The sequence below is a fragment of the Jannaschia marina genome, from assembly GCF_013404595.1.
GTDB classification, from domain to species: Bacteria; Pseudomonadota; Alphaproteobacteria; order Rhodobacterales; family Rhodobacteraceae; genus Jannaschia; species Jannaschia marina.
This window is the reverse complement of the sequence record NZ_JABVAX010000014.1, coordinates 39805-55322: the sequence shown is the minus strand read 5'-3', so window position 1 is coordinate 55322 and position 15518 is coordinate 39805. Positions and strand designations below refer to the sequence as shown.

Genomic DNA, 15518 nt, shown 5'->3' with positions numbered 1-15518 from the left:
GGCCGGGCCATGCAAGAGAAGTGCAGCCGGACGAACGGATGCGATGATCGACGCCACCGCCCAACCCGAACCACCGCCCAGCCAGGCCCGCCTGCGCGTGCTCGTGGTCGACGACAGTGCCGCGCAGCGACAGCTGCTGAGCGCGGTCCTGACGCGTATGGATTTCGACGTGGTGACGGCCGAAAATGCGGGACAGGCACTGTTTCTGTGCATGTCGGACGACGACGCGCCGATCGGGATGATCCTCTCGGACTGGCAGATGCCGGGGATGGACGGCCCCGACTTCTGCCGTGCCTTCCGGCAGATGGCGCGCGACGACTATGCCTATGTCATCCTGATGACCTCCGAGACGGACCGCGCGAAGAAGGCGCTCGCGCTCGAGGCGGGAGCCGACGATTTCGTCACCCGGCCGCTCGACTTCGGAGAGCTGCGGGCGCGGCTCAACACCGGCCGGCGCATTCTGGGGATGCAGGAGGCGCTGCAGCACCGAAATCACGAGGTTCATACCGCGCTGACGAACCTCAGCGCGCTCCACGACGCGATGCAGCAGGATCTCAAGGAGGCGCGCAAGCTCCAGCGCGCGTTTCTGCCGCCCAGCCAGTACAGCACGAAAGGTTCCGATGTGGCGCTGCGCCTCGTCACTTCGGGGCAGATCGGGGGTGACCTCGTGGGCTACTTCCCGATCTCGGAGACGCGGATCGGCCTTTATTCGATCGACGTCAGTGGCCACGGCGTCGCTTCCGCGCTGCTGACCGGGCGGCTCGCGGCCCTCTTCTCGTGGAACTCCCGGCGGGCGAACATCGCCTTTCGCTCGAACGGACACGACGTCTATGCCCCCGACGAGGTAATGGCGCGCCTCAACGACCTGATGCTGACGGAGATGAGCACCGACATCTATTTCACGGCGGTCCTGGCCTATGTCGACATGGAGAGCGGCGAGGTCGCGTTTTGCCAGGCGGGCCATCCGCACCCGCTCCTGCGCCGGGCCTCGGGCGCGGTGGAGCGACTGGGCGCGGGCGGGATGCCCGTCGGTATGCTCGCGGAGGCGCGGTTCGACTGCACCGCCGTCACCCTGCGGCCCGGCGATGCCTTCCTGACCTACTCCGACGGGCTGACGGAATGCGAAAACACCTGGGGCGACATGCTGGAGGAGGAGGGGTTGATGCAGGTTCTGGCCGAAGTGCCCGACGGGGCAACCGCCGCAGTCGACGCCATCGAGGCGGCGTTGGCCGCCCATTCGGGGATCAACGATTTCGCCGACGACATCTCGATGCTGCTCTTCCGCTACGATCGACCGGCGGGGGTGCAGCAGGGCCTCGCCGCGCGCTGAGGTGCCAGTCAGGCGGCGAGCTTCCGGAGGATCGCCTGCGCACCCGGGCTCGCTACCCGCCGCGCCGCCACCGCAAGCGGCAACCAGATCGCGCTGTGCCCCGCCTCTTCGGGCGGGCCGAGGCGCAGGCCCGGGCACGCGAGGTAGATGTGACAGAGCTTCTCGGCGTGAAAACCGTAGTCGGGCATGTAGGTGAAGATGCGGAACGTCCCGAGCCGGGCCCGCACGATGGTGGTGTAGCCCGTTTCCTCCCGCAACTCGCGGACGAGGGCGCGCAGCGGCGTCTCGCCCGGGTCGATGCCCCCGCCCGGAAGCTGCAACTCGTCGACGTCCTCTGTCACCTGCCGGGTGAGCAGGACGTCGTCACCCCGCCGCAACACCGCATAGGCCCCGTGGCGCAGCCGATAGGTGCGGCCGCGCTCGGGCGGCCGTCCCGCGCGGGGAATGGCGGGGCTGTGGAGCATGGGGTTGGTCCTGACGCTGCGGTGCCTATATGACACCCTTCAATTGACAGCCCCCGCGGCGGAGCGAAACCCGTTTCGACCGGCCGTGTGGCATGAAGGAGTCTGGCCATGACCGACGCCACCACCCGCCTCTGGGATGATACCGTCCTGCCGTTCCAGCTTGATGCGTCCGACATCCGCGGTCGCGTCGCGCGCCTCGACGGCGTACTGGAGGACGTGCTGCGCCAGCATGACTACCCGCCGGCGATCGAGGCGCTCGTGGCCGAGATGGCGCTGCTGACGGCGCTCATCGGTCAGACGATCAAGCTGCGCTGGAAGCTCTCGCTGCAGGTGCGCGGCGATGGGCCGGCCCGGCTCTTGGCGACGGATTACTACGGCCCGACCGAGGACGGGGAGCCCGCGCGCATCCGCGCCTGGGCCAGTTACGACCGCGACCGGCTCGACGAGATGACCGCGGCCAACCGAAACCCCTTCGACCTCGTGGGTAGCGGCTACTTCGCCATCCTGATCGACCAGGGCCCCGACATGGCCCCCTATCAGGGCATCACGCCGCTCGCCGGCGGGAGCCTGTCGGCCTGCGCGCAGACCTACTTCGCGCAGTCCGAGCAGATTCCGACGCGCTTCGCCCTGGCCTACGGGCGCTCGACCCTTCCGGGCGAGGAGGAACAATGGCGCGCCGGCGGCGTGATGCTGCAGCATATGCCTAAGGCCAGTCCGCTCCTGAAGGACGAGGGCGGATCGGGGCAGGGCGGTTTGCTCACGGCGGAGGACATCCTCTCGGACGACGAGGGCGAGAACTGGACGCGCGCGAACGTACTGCTCGACACGACCGAGGAGATGGAGCTCATCGGCCCGCAGGTGTCGCCCGCGGATCTGCTCCTGCGGCTCTTCCATGAGGAGGGCCCCCGCGTCTTCGAGAGCCAGCCGGTGCGCTTCGGCTGCACCTGCTCGCCGGACAAGGTGCGACAGTCGCTGTCGATCTATTCGGCGAAGGACATCGCGCACATGACGACGGACGAGGGCATCGTGACCGCCGACTGCCAGTTCTGCGGCGCGCACTACGAGTTCGATCCGGCGACGCTCGGCTTCGAGGCGACGAAAGAGCCCGATGACGCCTGAGACACTTCGGGCCGCGCTGGAGAGATCCGGCGCGGCCTCCTCCGATTTCGACCTGAACCCGGATGTCATCCTGCCGGGCCGGCGCATCTTGCGGGACGCGGCCGTCCTCGTGCCGTTCGTCGAGACGGAGCGGGGCCTGCGGCTCATGCTGACGAAGCGGTCGAGCAAGCTGCGCCACCATCCAGGGCAGATCGCCTTTCCGGGCGGCAAGCTCGACGAGGGAGAGGGGCCGGTCGAGGCTGCGCTGCGCGAGGCGCGGGAGGAGGTCGGCCTGCCAGAGGGCGCGGCGGAGATCCTCGGGACTCTGCCGAGCCACGAAACGGTGACGGGCTTCACTGTCACACCGGTCGTGGCGCAGGTCGCCGCTTTCGAACCTGTGCCCGAACCGGGCGAGGTGCAGGAGGTCTTCACCGTCCCGCCCGATCATGTCCTGCGATCCGCGCGCTTCGTGGTGGAGAAACGGCGCTGGCGCGGGGAGTGGCGCAGGTACTACGCCGTGCCCTATGGTCCCTACTACATCTGGGGCGCGACGGCCCGGATCTTGCGGGGGTTGGCGGGGCGCTTCGATGAAACTGACGGGTGAGTGGCTGACCACCGCCGCGACGCAGGCGGTCTTCGCGATGCTGAGTGACGCGGGGCATCGCGCGCTCGCCGTTGGGGGCTGCGTGCGCAATGCGCTGCTCGACGCGCCGGTGAGCGACATCGACATCGCGACCGATGCCACCCCCGAACGCGTGATCGCCTTGGCCGAGGCCGCTGGGCTGAAGGCGATTCCGACCGGTCTCGACCACGGCACCGTCACCGTTGTCTCCGGCGGGCTGCCGCACGAGATCACGACCTTCCGGCGCGACGAGGCCACCGACGGCCGCCATGCGACGGTGGCCTTCACCACCGAAGTCGCCGAGGATGCGGGGCGGCGCGATTTCACCATGAACGCGCTCTACGCGGAGGCCGACGGCACGGTGGTGGACCCGCTCCACGGCCTGCCGGACCTGCAGGCGCGGCACGTCCGCTTCATTCGCGACCCAGAGGAGCGGATCCGGGAGGACTATCTGCGCATCCTGCGGTTCTTCCGCTTCACGGCCTGGTACGGCGACCCGGCGCGGGGTCTCGATGCCGAGGGCCTCGCCGCCTGCGCGGCGCTGGCCGAAGGGCTCGAGCGGATCAGCGCGGAGCGGATCGGGGCGGAGACCTGCAAGCTCCTGGCCGCGCCCGATCCGGCTCCGGTGGTCGCGGCGATGGCGCAGGCGGGTATTCTGCAGCGCATCCTGCCGGGGGCCGACGCAACCGCGCTTCCGGTGTTCATTCACATGGCCCCTGACGCGGATTGGCTCGCCCGGCTTGCGCTCCTCGGGGGGGATGCCGCGGGCCTGCGCCTTTCGCGCGCCGATGCGAAGACGCGCGACACCCTGTTCCAGGCCGCGCGGGAAGATATTGCGCCCTTCGCTCTCGGGGACATGCTGGGTCTGCGTGCGGTCGATGCGCTCCTGATCCGCGCTGCGCTCATGGGGCTGCCGCCCGACCCTGCGGCGCTGACCTCGGCGCGAGAGGGCAATGCGGCGCAGTTTCCGCTAAGGGCGCGAGACCTGATGCCGGACCTCCAGGGCGCGGCCCTCGGCGCCGGTCTGGACAAGGCGCGCAGTCTCTGGCGCGCGCGCGAGGGCGAGGTCTCCAAGACGGAGCTGATCGCGGCGGCGCGCGCGTGATCGACCCGCTCTACCTTTTCGTGTTCTTCGGCCTGTTCACACCGGGTCCGAACGTGATCCTGCTGACGGCATCCGGCGCGCGGTTCGGCTTCCGTCCGACACTCCCGCACGTGTTCGGCGTCGCCGCCGGTGTCGGCATCACCGCGGGCCTGACCGCACTCGGGGTCGGGGCGCTCCTGCTCGCCATTCCCGCGCTCAAGTTCGCCCTCCAGGTCGTCGCCGTCGCCTGGATCCTCTGGATGGCCTGGAAGCTCTTCCGGTCCGCTGCGGGGCCCGAGGCCCGCGGGCGCGACCGGCCATTCACCTTCGTCGAGGCGGTCCTCTTCCAATGGGTGAACCCGAAGATCTGGATCATCGCGCTCGCTGCCGCATCGGGTTACGCGAGCGATCTTCCGGCCCAGCTGGAAGCCCTGCGCATCGGCAGCGCCTTCAGCGGCATCAACCTCTTCGTCTGCCTCTTCTGGACATTCGCGGGAACGCTGCTGGCCTATCTGCTGACGACGCCACGGGCCTGGCGGATCTTCACGACGATTATGGCAATTGCGCTTGCCGGTTCGGGGCTCATGGTCTTCGCCGCCTGAGCGCCTATACTCTGGGTTGCAGACAAGGCACCCCACGATGTTCCGCTACTTCGAAAACATGGTCGACCCCTATGCGCCGCATAAGGGGGACGATTCGCCGCCCGCCCGGCTCTGGCCCTTCCTCAAGGACTACTCGCGCCCCTTCGCGCGAGTGTTCTCGATCACCGGGGCCGTCGCCGTGGTCGTGGCCGTGGTCGAGGTCTGGCTGATCTACTACATGGGTCGGCTCGTCGACATCCTGTCGGCCAGCACGCCGGCGACGTTCCTGTCCGAGCATGGGGTCGAACTCCTTCTCGTGGCGCTCTTCATCCTCATCCTGCGGCCCGCGTTGCAGGGCGTGAGCACACTTCTGCTCAACCAGTCGATCCTGCCGAACTTCGGGACGCTGATGCGGTGGCGGGCGCACAACCATGTGCTGCGCCAATCCGTTGGCTGGTTCGAGAACGACTTCGCCGGCCGTATCGCCAACCGCATCATGCAGGCCCCGCCCGCCGCCGGCGAGGCGGTGTTCCAGGTCTTCGACGCGATCGCCTTCGCGCTGGCCTACCTGATCGGGGCGGCGATTCTCCTTTGGACGGGCGATCCGCGGCTCGTGCTGCCCTTGATCGCGTGGTTCGTCCTCTACGGTGTCCTCGTGCGCTGGACGATCCAGCGCGTCGGCCCCGCCTCCAAGGCCAGCAGCGACGCACGCTCGATGACGACGGGCCGGGTGGTCGACGCCTATTCGAACATCCATTCCGTCAAGCTCTTCGCCCACGAGGGAAAGGAGCTCGACTATGCGCACCAGGCCATCGAGGAGACGCGCCGCACCTTCCAGGCCGAGATGCGGATCTTCTCGATCATGGACATCTCGCTCGTCGTCCTGAACGGCCTGCTGATCGTCGGCGTGGTCGGCTGGGGCGTCTGGCTCTGGGTGTCGGGCACCTCGTCGGTCGGCGTGGTGGCGGCGGCGACGGCACTGGTCCTGCGGCTGAACGCCATGACCGGCTGGATCATGTGGGCGCTGACGTCCTTCTTCCGCTCGCTCGGCGTGGTGGAGGAGGGGATGGAGACCATCGCCCAGCCCATCCACCTGACCGATGCGCCCGATGCGAAGCCACTGACGCTCGGGGCGGGGGCGCTGTCCTTCGACGGCGTCACGCATCACTACGGCGGTGCGAAGGGGGGCGTAACCGACCTGACGCTGCACATCCGCGCGGGCGAGAAGGTCGGGCTCATCGGCCGCTCGGGCGCGGGCAAGTCGACGCTCGTGAAGCTGCTGCTGCGGTTCTACGACCCGGAACGGGGCCGCATCGCCATCGACGGGCAGGACATCCGCGGCGTCACGCAGGACAGCCTGCGCCACGCCATCGGCATGGTGCAACAGGACAGCTCGCTCCTGCATCGCTCGGTTGCCGACAACATCCGCTACGGCCGCGCCGACGCGACCGACGCGGAGGTGGAGGCCGCGGCGCGTAAGGCGCAGGCGCATGACTTCATCCTCGACCTCGCCGACCCCGAGGGCCGCACCGGATACGACGCGCAGGTGGGCGAGCGGGGCGTGAAGCTCTCGGGTGGGCAACGGCAGCGCATCGCGCTGGCCCGCGTCATCCTGAAGGACGCGCCGATCCTCGTGCTGGACGAAGCGACCTCGGCCCTCGACTCGGAGGTGGAGGCCGCCATCCAGGATACGCTCTATGGCATGATGGAGGGCAAGACGGTGATCGCAATCGCCCACCGCCTCTCCACCATCGCTGCAATGGACCGGATCCTCGTCATCGACGACGGGCGCATCATCGAGGAGGCGACCCACGAGGAACTGCTGGAGCAGGGTGGTCTCTACGCGCAGTTCTGGGCGCGGCAGTCGGGCGGATTCATCAACACGCAGGCCGCGGAATGATCGACCGCCTGCTGACCTGGATGGGCGACCGGATCGACCCGTTCGACCGGGCCGAAGGGCCGCCTCCACGGGAGCTGCGCGCCTTCTTCCGCTGGTGCCTCGCCGGGGCCTGGCCGGTGATCCTCGTGGCTTTCGCCGTTTCGGCACTGGCCGGCGTGACGGAGATCGTGACTGCCTTCCTGCTCGGCGCGGTGATCGACAGCGCGGTCGCGGGGACGGAGGATTACTTCGTCCGCAACGCGGCGCTGCTGATGCTTTTCGTGGGGTTCTACCTCGTGCTGCGCCCGATCATCTTCGGGGCCTCCGCCGCCTTCAACGGCCTGACGGTCACGCCCTCGGTCTATCCGCTCGTGCAGTCGCGGCTGCACCGCTGGACCATGGGGCAGGCGGTCACCTTCTTCGACAACGATTTCGCCGGCCGCATCGCCACCAAGCAGATGCAGACCGCCCGCGCCGTGACCGAGGTGACGTCGGAGCTCATCAACGTCGTCGCCTTTACCCTGTCTTCGGTGATCGGCTCCGCGCTTCTGCTGATCGCCATCGACTGGCGCATCGCGCTCGCCCTGACGGTCTGGCTCGTGGGCTATGTCTTCATGTTCCGCTTCTTCATGCCGCGCATCCGGGCGCGCTCGAAGGCACGGGCGGCGGCGCGCGCGATGGTGACTGGGCAGGTCGTCGATACCATCACCAACATCAAGACGGTCAAGCTTTTCGGCCATGGAGAACACGAGGACCGCGCGGCGCTCGACGCGATGGGCGCGCTGCGGGGCAGGTCCATCGCCTTCGGGCGCATGTCCACGGGCTTTCGCTTCACGCTGATGACGCTCGCCGGGGTGCTGCCCGTCGTTCTGATCGGTGGGGCGCTCCTGCTCTGGCGCGCGGGTCAGGCCACCCCGGGCGAGATCGCCACCGCCGGGGCCATCGCCATCCGTCTGAGCCAGATGTCGGGCTGGGTCAGTTTCACGCTCATGGCGATGTACGCCAACATCGGCGAGGTCGAGGACGGGATGAACACCCTCACGCCGCGCCCGACACTCGAAGATGCGCCGGACGCGGTCGAGATGGCGCGCGCCGACGGGCGCATCGCGGTCGAGGACGTGAGCTTCGCCTACGGGCGTGACGAGGGCGGCATCGCCGACATGACGCTGCGCGTCGCACCGGGTGAGAAGATCGGCGTCGTCGGGGCCTCGGGCGCGGGGAAGTCGACGCTCGTCGCACTGATCCTGCGGCTCTACGATCCCGAGGAGGGTCGCATCACGCTCGACGGGCGCGACATCCGCACGCTCAGCCAGGACAGCCTGCGCCGGCAGATCGGGATGGTTACGCAGGAGACGGCGATGTTCAATCGCACCGCCCGGGACAACATCCTCTACGGTCGCCCAGACGCGAGCCAGGCCGAGGTCGAGGATGCCGCGCGCCGGGCCGAGGCGCATGAGTTCATCACCGGGCTGCGCGATCACAAGGGCAACACCGGTTACGACGCGTTCCTCGGCGAGCGCGGCGTCAAGCTCTCGGGCGGGCAGCGGCAGCGGATCGCACTCGCCCGCGCGATCCTGAAGGACGCGCCTGTGCTGGTGCTGGACGAGGCGACATCTGCACTCGACTCTGAGGTCGAGGCGGCGATCCAGGCCGCGCTCGACAGGGTGATGGAGGACAAGACCGTCATCGCCATCGCCCACCGCCTGTCGACGATCGCGCGGATGGACCGGATCATCGTGCTGGAGGACGGTCGGATCGTGGAGGAGGGCACCCACAAGGAACTCTTGGCCGCAAAGGGCACCTACGCCCGCTACTGGGAGCGGCAGTCGGGCGGGTTCATCGGTGTCGAGGAACTGGCCGCGGAATAGGCGAACCGGCGTCGATGCCGGTTGCAACTCCGGTCGACCGGAGTTGCCTGCGCGCCGCGGATCGGTCAGGACGCGCGCATGACTCAGACGCATCGCATCACCCGTCTCGGCCACCACGGCGATGGCATCTCGGACGGCCCGCTCTTCGTGCCGCGCAGCCTGCCGGGCGAGGTCGTGACCGGGGAGATCGTGGGCGATCGTATCCCCGCGCCGAAGATCGTCACACCCTCGACAGATCGGGTCGCGGCCCCCTGCCGTCATTACAAGAGGTGCGGCGGATGCGCCCTGCAACATGCTTCCGATGCCTTCGTGGCCGACTGGAAGGCGGGTCTCGTCCGCGACGCGCTGGCCCGTGCCGGGCTCGATGCCGAAATCGCCGGGGTCGAGACCTCGCCGCCGCAGAGCCGCCGCCGCGCCGCGCTTGCGGGGCTCAAGACGAAGAAGGGCGCGCAGGTCGGGTTCCACGTCGCGGGCGGGTCCGCGATCGTCGAGATCCCCGATTGCACGTTGCTCGACCCCGCGCTGCTGGCCGCGCGCCCCGCTCTCGAACAGGTCACGCGCCTTGCCGCCGCCCGCGGGTCGGAGGTGACGCTGCACCTGACGCAGTCGGCGACCGGGCTCGACCTTGCCATCGAGGATGCCAAGCCCTTCGGCCGGGAGGAGATGCTGGGTCTCGCCGCGCTCGCGCAGTCCTTCGCCCGTATCACCTGGAACGGGGAGCCGGCGCTGCAGCAGACGCCACCTCAGGTCGCGATGGGACCGGCGCGGGTGACGCCGCCGCCCGGAGCCTTCCTGCAGGCGACCGAGGCCGGGGAGGCCGCGCTCGTCTCGCGCGTGGTCGATACGCTCGCCGGGGCCGCGCGTGTGGTCGACCTTTTCGCGGGATGCGGCACGTTCACCTTTCCGATCGCGCGCGCGGCCCCCGTCCACGCGGTCGAGGGCGCACGCGCGCTGATCGATGCGCTCGACGGCGGAATCCGCCGCGCGACGGGTCTCAAACCGATCACGACGGAGGTGCGCGACCTGTTCCGCAATCCGATGCTGCCCGAGGACCTGAAGGGCTTTGACGCGGCCATCATCGACCCGCCGCGCGCGGGGGCCGAGGCGCAGGTATCGCAGCTGACGCACGCCACGGACCTGGAGCGGATCGCCTTCGTCAGTTGCAACCCCGGCACCTTCGCCCGCGATGCCGCCACGCTCTCGCAGGCGGGATGGCGCATGGGTCCGGTCACGGTTGTTGACCAGTTCCGCTGGTCCGCCCATGTGGAGCTGGTCGCAGCCTTCCACCGGACCTGACCGCCATGACCGCCTTTCGCACCCGCCTCGATGCCTTCCTGAACCGTGCCGCCGTGACCCGGTTCATCACGGCGGTGATCCTCTTCAACGCGGTCCTCCTCGGTCTCGAGACCGTTCCCGCGGCGATGGAGGCGGCCGGCCCGCTTATCCTGGCTCTCGACGCGGCATGCCTTGTGATCTTCGTGGTCGAGCTTCTGGCCAAGATGGTGGCGCAGGGGCGGCGCTTCTGGCGCGATGGCTGGAACCTCTTCGATGCGGTGATCGTCGGTGTCGCCCTGATCCCCGGATCGGGGTCGTTCAGCGTGCTGCGGGCGCTACGCATCCTGCGGGTCCTGCGGATCGTGTCGGTCTTCCCGCGCCTGCGCCGGGTGGTCGAGGGCCTCATCACGGCGCTGCCGGGGATGGCCTCGGTCTTCGTGCTGATGGGGATCATCTTCTACATCGGCGCAGTGATGGCGACGACGCTCTTCGGTCCGTCCTTCCCCGAGTGGTTCGGCACGCTGCCGCGTTCGGGCTACTCGCTCTTCCAGATCATGACGCTCGAGAGCTGGTCGATGGGCATCGTGCGCCCCGTGATGGAGGTCTACCCCTACGCCTGGGCGTTCTTCCTGCCGTTCATCCTGGTGACGACCTTCGCGGTGGTGAACCTTCTCGTCGGCCTCGTCGTGAATTCCATGCAGGACGCCCACGCGGAGGAGACGAACGCCGCGACCGACGCCTACCGCGACGAGGTGCTTGCGAAGCTCGCCGCGATCGAGGAGCGGCTCGACCGGTCCGGCTCCTAGGCGTCAGACCCAGCGGCCCTTGCGCTTCGGGCGGATGCGCTTGGGGAAGAACTTGGCGGTCGTCCAGCTGATGAGCTTCACGTCCATCCAGAACGTGCGGTGACGCTGATAGAGCATGTCGAGGTGAGCCTTCCGGGGGATGCAGATGCGGGTATAGACCGCCTCGGTCTCGGCGGGCGTGCGCGTCTCGGCGAGGACGCGCGCCTCGTGCGGGGCGTAGATGAGGCTCGCGAGGCCGGTCACGCCGGGGCGGGACTTCAGCACCTCGCCGTAAAGCTCGGGAAACATCTCGACGTAGCGGCGGAGGGGCGGGCGCGGACCGACGAAACTCACGTCGCCCCTGAGGATGTTCCACAGCTGCGGCAACTCGTCGAGGCGGCGACGGCGCAGGGCGCGGCCGAGCGGCGTGATCCGCGCGGACTTGTCTCCGCCGGTGACGCCCGCGTCGTTCGGATCGGCCGACATGGTGCGGAACTTCCAGAGCGTGAAGCCCTTGGTCGGCGTCTGCATACGTTCGGAGCCGTAGAAGATCGGCCCGTCCCCTTGTCGCCAGACCTTCCAGGTCACGACGGCGATCACGGGCGCGAGGAACATCATCAGGTAGATCGAGAACACCACGTCGAAGAGCCGTTTGCCGGGCGTCATCCGCAGACCTCCCGCCATTCGGCGACGATCTTGTCCGCGTCGGCCGCGTCTGCAGGCAGGGGGGCGATCGTCTGCAGGAGCCGGGTATCGAGCGTCACCTCGGCGATGGCCGTGGGCGCGGGCGTTGCCGGTGTCCAGTCGCGCCCCGCGGCGCGCAGCAGGTCGAGCATGTCGGTCGCCACGGGGGCGGCGACGTTCAGGACGGGCGGTAGTGGATCCGGGTGACGTGCCAGCCGCAGGAGCGTCCGGGCCAGGGTCACCGGTCCGACATAGCTGCGGCGCGGGCCGCGTCCGTCCTCGAAGACGTCGACCGTCGGCACCGCCGGGCCGAGCCTCGACAGCAGCGCATCGGCCCCGGCGACGTTGCCGAGCCGCAGGACCACGGCTTCGGGCCCCTCGGGATGCGCCGCGCGCCACTCGGCGGCCGCGGCCTCCATCGCGGCCTTCGCCGTGCCGTAGGGTGCAGCCGGGGTGGGATACATCGTCTCGCCGAGGGCCCCCGTCCGACGCCCGTAGATCGCCGCTGAGGAAAAGAGCAGGACACGGCGCGCGCGCACCGCCCTTGCCGCCTCGAGTGAGTCGAGGGCGGTGCCGGTATTCGCGGAGAGCGCCGCGGCATCGCCCAGGGTCACCCCGGCCAGCGCGATCACGCAGTCCCGGCCCGCGAACCCGTCGGCCGACACATCGCCGCGTCCGAGCCAGGCCGTGTCCGAGCCCGACCAGACCCGTTGCAGCATCCGCCCGATGCGGCCGGTGGCACCGGTCACGGCGAGGCCCGAGGGCGAAGGCGCGTTTCTTTGCATCGGATGTCCGTCGGTTGCGGGTTTGACAGGGGGTGGCCCGGCGGAGTTGCAGAATCAAGACAGTCCTTTGCCGGTGGGGCCGGTTTTCGCCGGCCTGCCCTTTCGTGATGACGACTTTCGGGCCATGAACGTCTGGCACAGCCACGGAGGGCCTGGCCATGACGATCCGCACCCGCGTCTCCGCCCTTGTCGCGGCCCTTGTCCTCGCCAGCGGGGCCGACGCGCAGCAGATCCGCTCGATCAACAGCTACGGCGTGCCGGGCCTGATCGACATGCCCTCCGCGCAGATGCAGCCCGATGCGGAGCTGACGACCTCGCTGACGCTGCTCTCGAACGGTGTGGGACGCGGACAGATCGCGTTCCAGCTTCTGCCGCGCCTGCAGGCGGTGTTCCGCTATGCCACGCTTCCCGATTTCCTGAATGTCGGCGGCGGAGAGTTCGAACGGACCTACGATCGCAGCTTCGACCTGCGGTTCCAGCTTCTCAAGGAGGGGCGCTATCGTCCGGCGGTGACTGTCGGGCTGCAGGATTTCGGCGGTACGAGCATCTACGCGGCCGAATACCTCGTCGCCACCAAATCCTTCGGCGACTTCACGGTGACAGGCGGTCTCGGCTGGGGCCGGTTCGCGACGCGGGGCGGGTTCGGCAACCCGCTCGGTGCGATAAGCGACCGTTTCGATGATCGCCCGCCCGTCGACGTGGGCGAGGGCGGGCAGGTGCAGTCGGGTCAGCTGTTCCGGGGCGACGCGGCGCTCTTCGGCGGGGTCCAGTATCAGTGGTCCGACCGCCTCATCCTCAAGGCCGAGTATTCCTCCGACGCCTATGTCGTGGAGGAGGACCGCGGCATCATCGACCAGCGCACGCCCATCAACGTCGGATTCGACTATGCCCTGCGGCCCGGCGTCCGCCTCGGCGGATATATCCTGAACGGGGCGGAGGCCGGGCTGACGCTTCAGTTCACGCTCAACCCCAAGCGCAGCACCTTCGGCTCGGGTGTCGAGGCGCGACCTCAGCCGGTGACCCTGCGCCCCGACCGTTCGGCGAACCCGGCGGTCTGGGACACGGCCTGGACGCAGGACGGGGTCACGCCCGTCGTCACCCGCGCACGGCTCGTCGACGATCTCGACGATGAAGGCCTCGAGGTCGTCGCCACGAAAATCGACGGCAACCGTGCCGAGATCCATTTCCGCAACCCACGCTACACCACGAACGCGCAGGCCATCGGCCGCGCCGCCCGACGGGCGACGGCCATCCTGCCGGCGTCGGTCGAGACCTTCGTGCTCGTGCCGCTCAATGCACGCGGTCTTTCCGGGACTGCGGTGATCCTGCGGCGCAGCGATATCGAGGCCCTCGAGAACAGCCCGAACGGGACGGCCGAGATCCTGGCCGTGGCCGGGCGCGTGGATGCCGCCACGCTCGACCGGACGGGCCTCGTCGTGCAGCCCGACGCCTTCCCGCGCTTCAACTGGAGCCTCGGCCCCTACGTCTCGCTCAGCACCTTCGATCCGGACAATCCGGCGCGCATCGACCTCGGGGCGCAGCTCTTCGGCTCCTACGAACCTGTGCAGGGGGTGCTCTTCGAAGGCGCGATCCGGCAACGCATCGTCGGAAACCGGGACGAATCGACCCGGCGCTCCGAATCGGAGCTGACACGCGTGCGGACCGACACGAACCTCTTCGCGCGCACCGACGGCCCCTTCCTGCAGTTCGCGACGGCGAATTACCTCTGGCGGCCCGGTCGCAACCTCTATGCCCGCGTCTCGGGCGGATACCTCGAGGAGCAGTTCGGCGGCATCTCGACCGAGCTTCTGTGGAAGCGCGACGGCAGCCCGCTCGCGATCGGCGTGGAATACAACCGCGTCCGGCAGCGTGACTTCGACAAGCGCCTCGGCTTTCAGGATATCGACGCGACCACGGCTTTCGTCACCGGCTACTACAACCACGGCAACGGCTTCCACAGTCAACTGTCGATCGGCCAGTATCTGGCCGGCGACCGCGGCGCGACCTACGAACTGGCGCGCGAGTTCAGCAACGGGTGGCGTGTCAGTGCCTATGCCACCAAGACGAACGTGAGTTCTGAGGATTTCGGTGAGGGCAGCTTCGACCGGGGCATCCGTATCACCGTACCCTTCAGCTGGGTGCTCGGCACGCAGACGCAGACGAGCTCGTCCCTGCTGATCCAGCCGATCCTGCGCGACGGTGGTGCGCGGCTCAACCTGCGTAACCGGCTCTATCCGATGGTGCGGGAACAATCGGCACCGGATCTGACCGACGATTGGGGAAGGTTCTGGAGATGACGATGCAGCCCTTGCGCAAGACCCTTGCCGCCCTTGCCCTGACCGTTCTCGCGGCATGCGGCAACCAGCAGGAGAGCAACACCCTCCTCGTCGCCGGCCAGGCGGCGTTCGACGTGCTGCGTCCGGGGGGGCGCACGCCGCCGCCCGACGCGCGTCAGGTGCTGTCGCCGGCGCTCATCGCGCAGTCGGATACCTCCGCGCTCCTCGTGGTGCAGCTCGATCAGAATCAGGGTTTCACGGTAATCCCGGAGGCCGCCAATCGTGGAACGGTGCAATGGCGTTCGGGCGACGACCGCGGCCTTCTGCGCCGTGACGGTATCATCGTCGGCACGCGCGGCTTCGGGCACGATCTCTATACCGCCGATGTCGCGGCGCTCGACGCTGCGTTCGACGCCGGGGGCGCGGCGGATGCCCTGCGCGTCAATCGCTTCCTGACGCCCGAGGGCAAGATCGACACGGTCGACATGATCTGCGCCGTGCGCCTGACCGGAACGGAAACGCTCAACATCTACGGCAAGCTCAAGCGGACCCGGGTGTTCGAGGAGGACTGCCGCGCGGGCGGAGGCGATTTCGTCAACCGCTACTGGGTCGAAGCGAACGGAACCGTGCGCAAGAGCATCGAGCGAATCAGTCCCGAACTCGGCGCATTCGAGATCACACGCCTGACCGAGTGACCGTTCTGCGGTGCAGAAATGTGCAGGTTCCAGTGTGGCCGCTCAAAACCGTGACAATGATGCATAGCCGTCGTCAATAAACCGCTCTTTCA

14 protein-coding genes are annotated in these 15518 nt (G+C 68.6%); 11 read left to right on the top strand and 3 right to left on the bottom strand.

Translation table 11 applies throughout. From position 1 onward, the window contains the following. Window positions 1-43 precede the first annotated feature (43 nt). Window positions 44-1330 (top strand): PP2C family protein-serine/threonine phosphatase, encoded by a 1287-nt coding sequence (locus tag HSX43_RS16640; RefSeq protein WP_179381262.1) that lies wholly within the window; start codon window positions 44-46, stop codon window positions 1328-1330. 8 nt (window positions 1331-1338) lie between these two features. Here HSX43_RS16640 and HSX43_RS16635 read toward each other — a convergent pair whose 3' ends face one another. Beyond that, a complete protein-coding gene (locus HSX43_RS16635; RefSeq protein WP_179381261.1) occupies window positions 1339-1794 on the bottom strand; it encodes an NUDIX domain-containing protein in 456 nt (151 codons plus the stop codon). A gap of 108 nt (window positions 1795-1902) precedes the next feature. On the opposite strand from HSX43_RS16635, the gene hslO reads away from it, so the two are divergent. The 8 genes from hslO to HSX43_RS16595 all read left to right on the top strand — a co-directional run bounded on the left by hslO (window position 1903) and on the right by HSX43_RS16595 (window position 11007). Beyond that, window positions 1903-2913: an Hsp33 family molecular chaperone HslO gene (hslO, locus tag HSX43_RS16630; RefSeq protein ID WP_179381260.1), complete on the top strand. Its 1011-nt coding sequence runs from the start codon at window positions 1903-1905 to the stop codon at window positions 2911-2913. Beyond that, window positions 2903-3496, top strand: coding sequence for a CoA pyrophosphatase (locus tag HSX43_RS16625; protein ID WP_179381259.1), 594 nt, complete (start codon window positions 2903-2905; stop codon window positions 3494-3496). Before hslO ends, HSX43_RS16625 begins: the two co-directional genes overlap by 11 nt. Beyond that, complete coding sequence (locus HSX43_RS16620) at window positions 3480-4619, top strand: CCA tRNA nucleotidyltransferase (RefSeq protein ID WP_179381258.1); 1140 nt, start codon at window positions 3480-3482, stop codon at window positions 4617-4619. The genes HSX43_RS16625 and HSX43_RS16620 overlap by 17 nt, the downstream gene beginning before the upstream one ends. Then, entirely contained in the window at window positions 4616-5200 is a 585-nt protein-coding gene (locus HSX43_RS16615) for a LysE family translocator (protein ID WP_179381257.1), read from the top strand. Before HSX43_RS16620 ends, HSX43_RS16615 begins: the two co-directional genes overlap by 4 nt. Window positions 5201-5237: 37 nt before the next feature. After that, window positions 5238-7079 (top strand): ABC transporter ATP-binding protein, encoded by a 1842-nt coding sequence (locus tag HSX43_RS16610; RefSeq protein ID WP_179381256.1) that lies wholly within the window; start codon window positions 5238-5240, stop codon window positions 7077-7079. After that, the gene (locus HSX43_RS16605) at window positions 7076-8926 is read left to right on the top strand and encodes an ABC transporter ATP-binding protein (protein WP_179381255.1); all 1851 of its coding nucleotides are present in this window, start codon (window positions 7076-7078) and stop codon (window positions 8924-8926) included. Before HSX43_RS16610 ends, HSX43_RS16605 begins: the two co-directional genes overlap by 4 nt. A gap of 78 nt (window positions 8927-9004) precedes the next feature. Further along, a complete protein-coding gene (locus HSX43_RS16600) occupies window positions 9005-10222 on the top strand; it encodes a class I SAM-dependent RNA methyltransferase (RefSeq protein ID WP_179381254.1) in 1218 nt (405 codons plus the stop codon). Window positions 10223-10227: 5 nt separating this feature from the next. Further along, the gene (locus HSX43_RS16595; protein WP_179381253.1) at window positions 10228-11007 is read left to right on the top strand and encodes an ion transporter; all 780 of its coding nucleotides are present in this window, start codon (window positions 10228-10230) and stop codon (window positions 11005-11007) included. Between the two features lie 3 nt (window positions 11008-11010). Here HSX43_RS16595 and HSX43_RS16590 read toward each other — a convergent pair whose 3' ends face one another. Together HSX43_RS16590 and HSX43_RS16585 are read right to left on the bottom strand one after the other, a co-directional pair. Next, window positions 11011-11652 carry a sugar transferase gene (locus tag HSX43_RS16590; protein WP_179381252.1) on the bottom strand — a complete coding sequence of 214 codons (642 nt, stop codon included), beginning with the start codon at window positions 11650-11652 and terminating at the stop codon, window positions 11011-11013. Beyond that, window positions 11649-12419, bottom strand: a complete 771-nt coding sequence (locus tag HSX43_RS16585; RefSeq protein WP_179381251.1) for an NAD-dependent epimerase/dehydratase family protein — start codon at window positions 12417-12419, stop codon at window positions 11649-11651. Before HSX43_RS16585 ends, HSX43_RS16590 begins: the two co-directional genes overlap by 4 nt. A gap of 194 nt (window positions 12420-12613) precedes the next feature. Between HSX43_RS16585 and HSX43_RS16580 the strand changes: the two genes are divergently transcribed. Continuing rightward, the gene (locus HSX43_RS16580) at window positions 12614-14752 is read left to right on the top strand and encodes a YjbH domain-containing protein (protein WP_179381250.1); all 2139 of its coding nucleotides are present in this window, start codon (window positions 12614-12616) and stop codon (window positions 14750-14752) included. Further along, complete coding sequence (locus HSX43_RS16575; RefSeq protein WP_179381249.1) at window positions 14749-15426, top strand: YjbF family lipoprotein; 678 nt, start codon at window positions 14749-14751, stop codon at window positions 15424-15426. The genes HSX43_RS16580 and HSX43_RS16575 overlap by 4 nt, the downstream gene beginning before the upstream one ends. Window positions 15427-15518 lie beyond the last annotated feature (92 nt).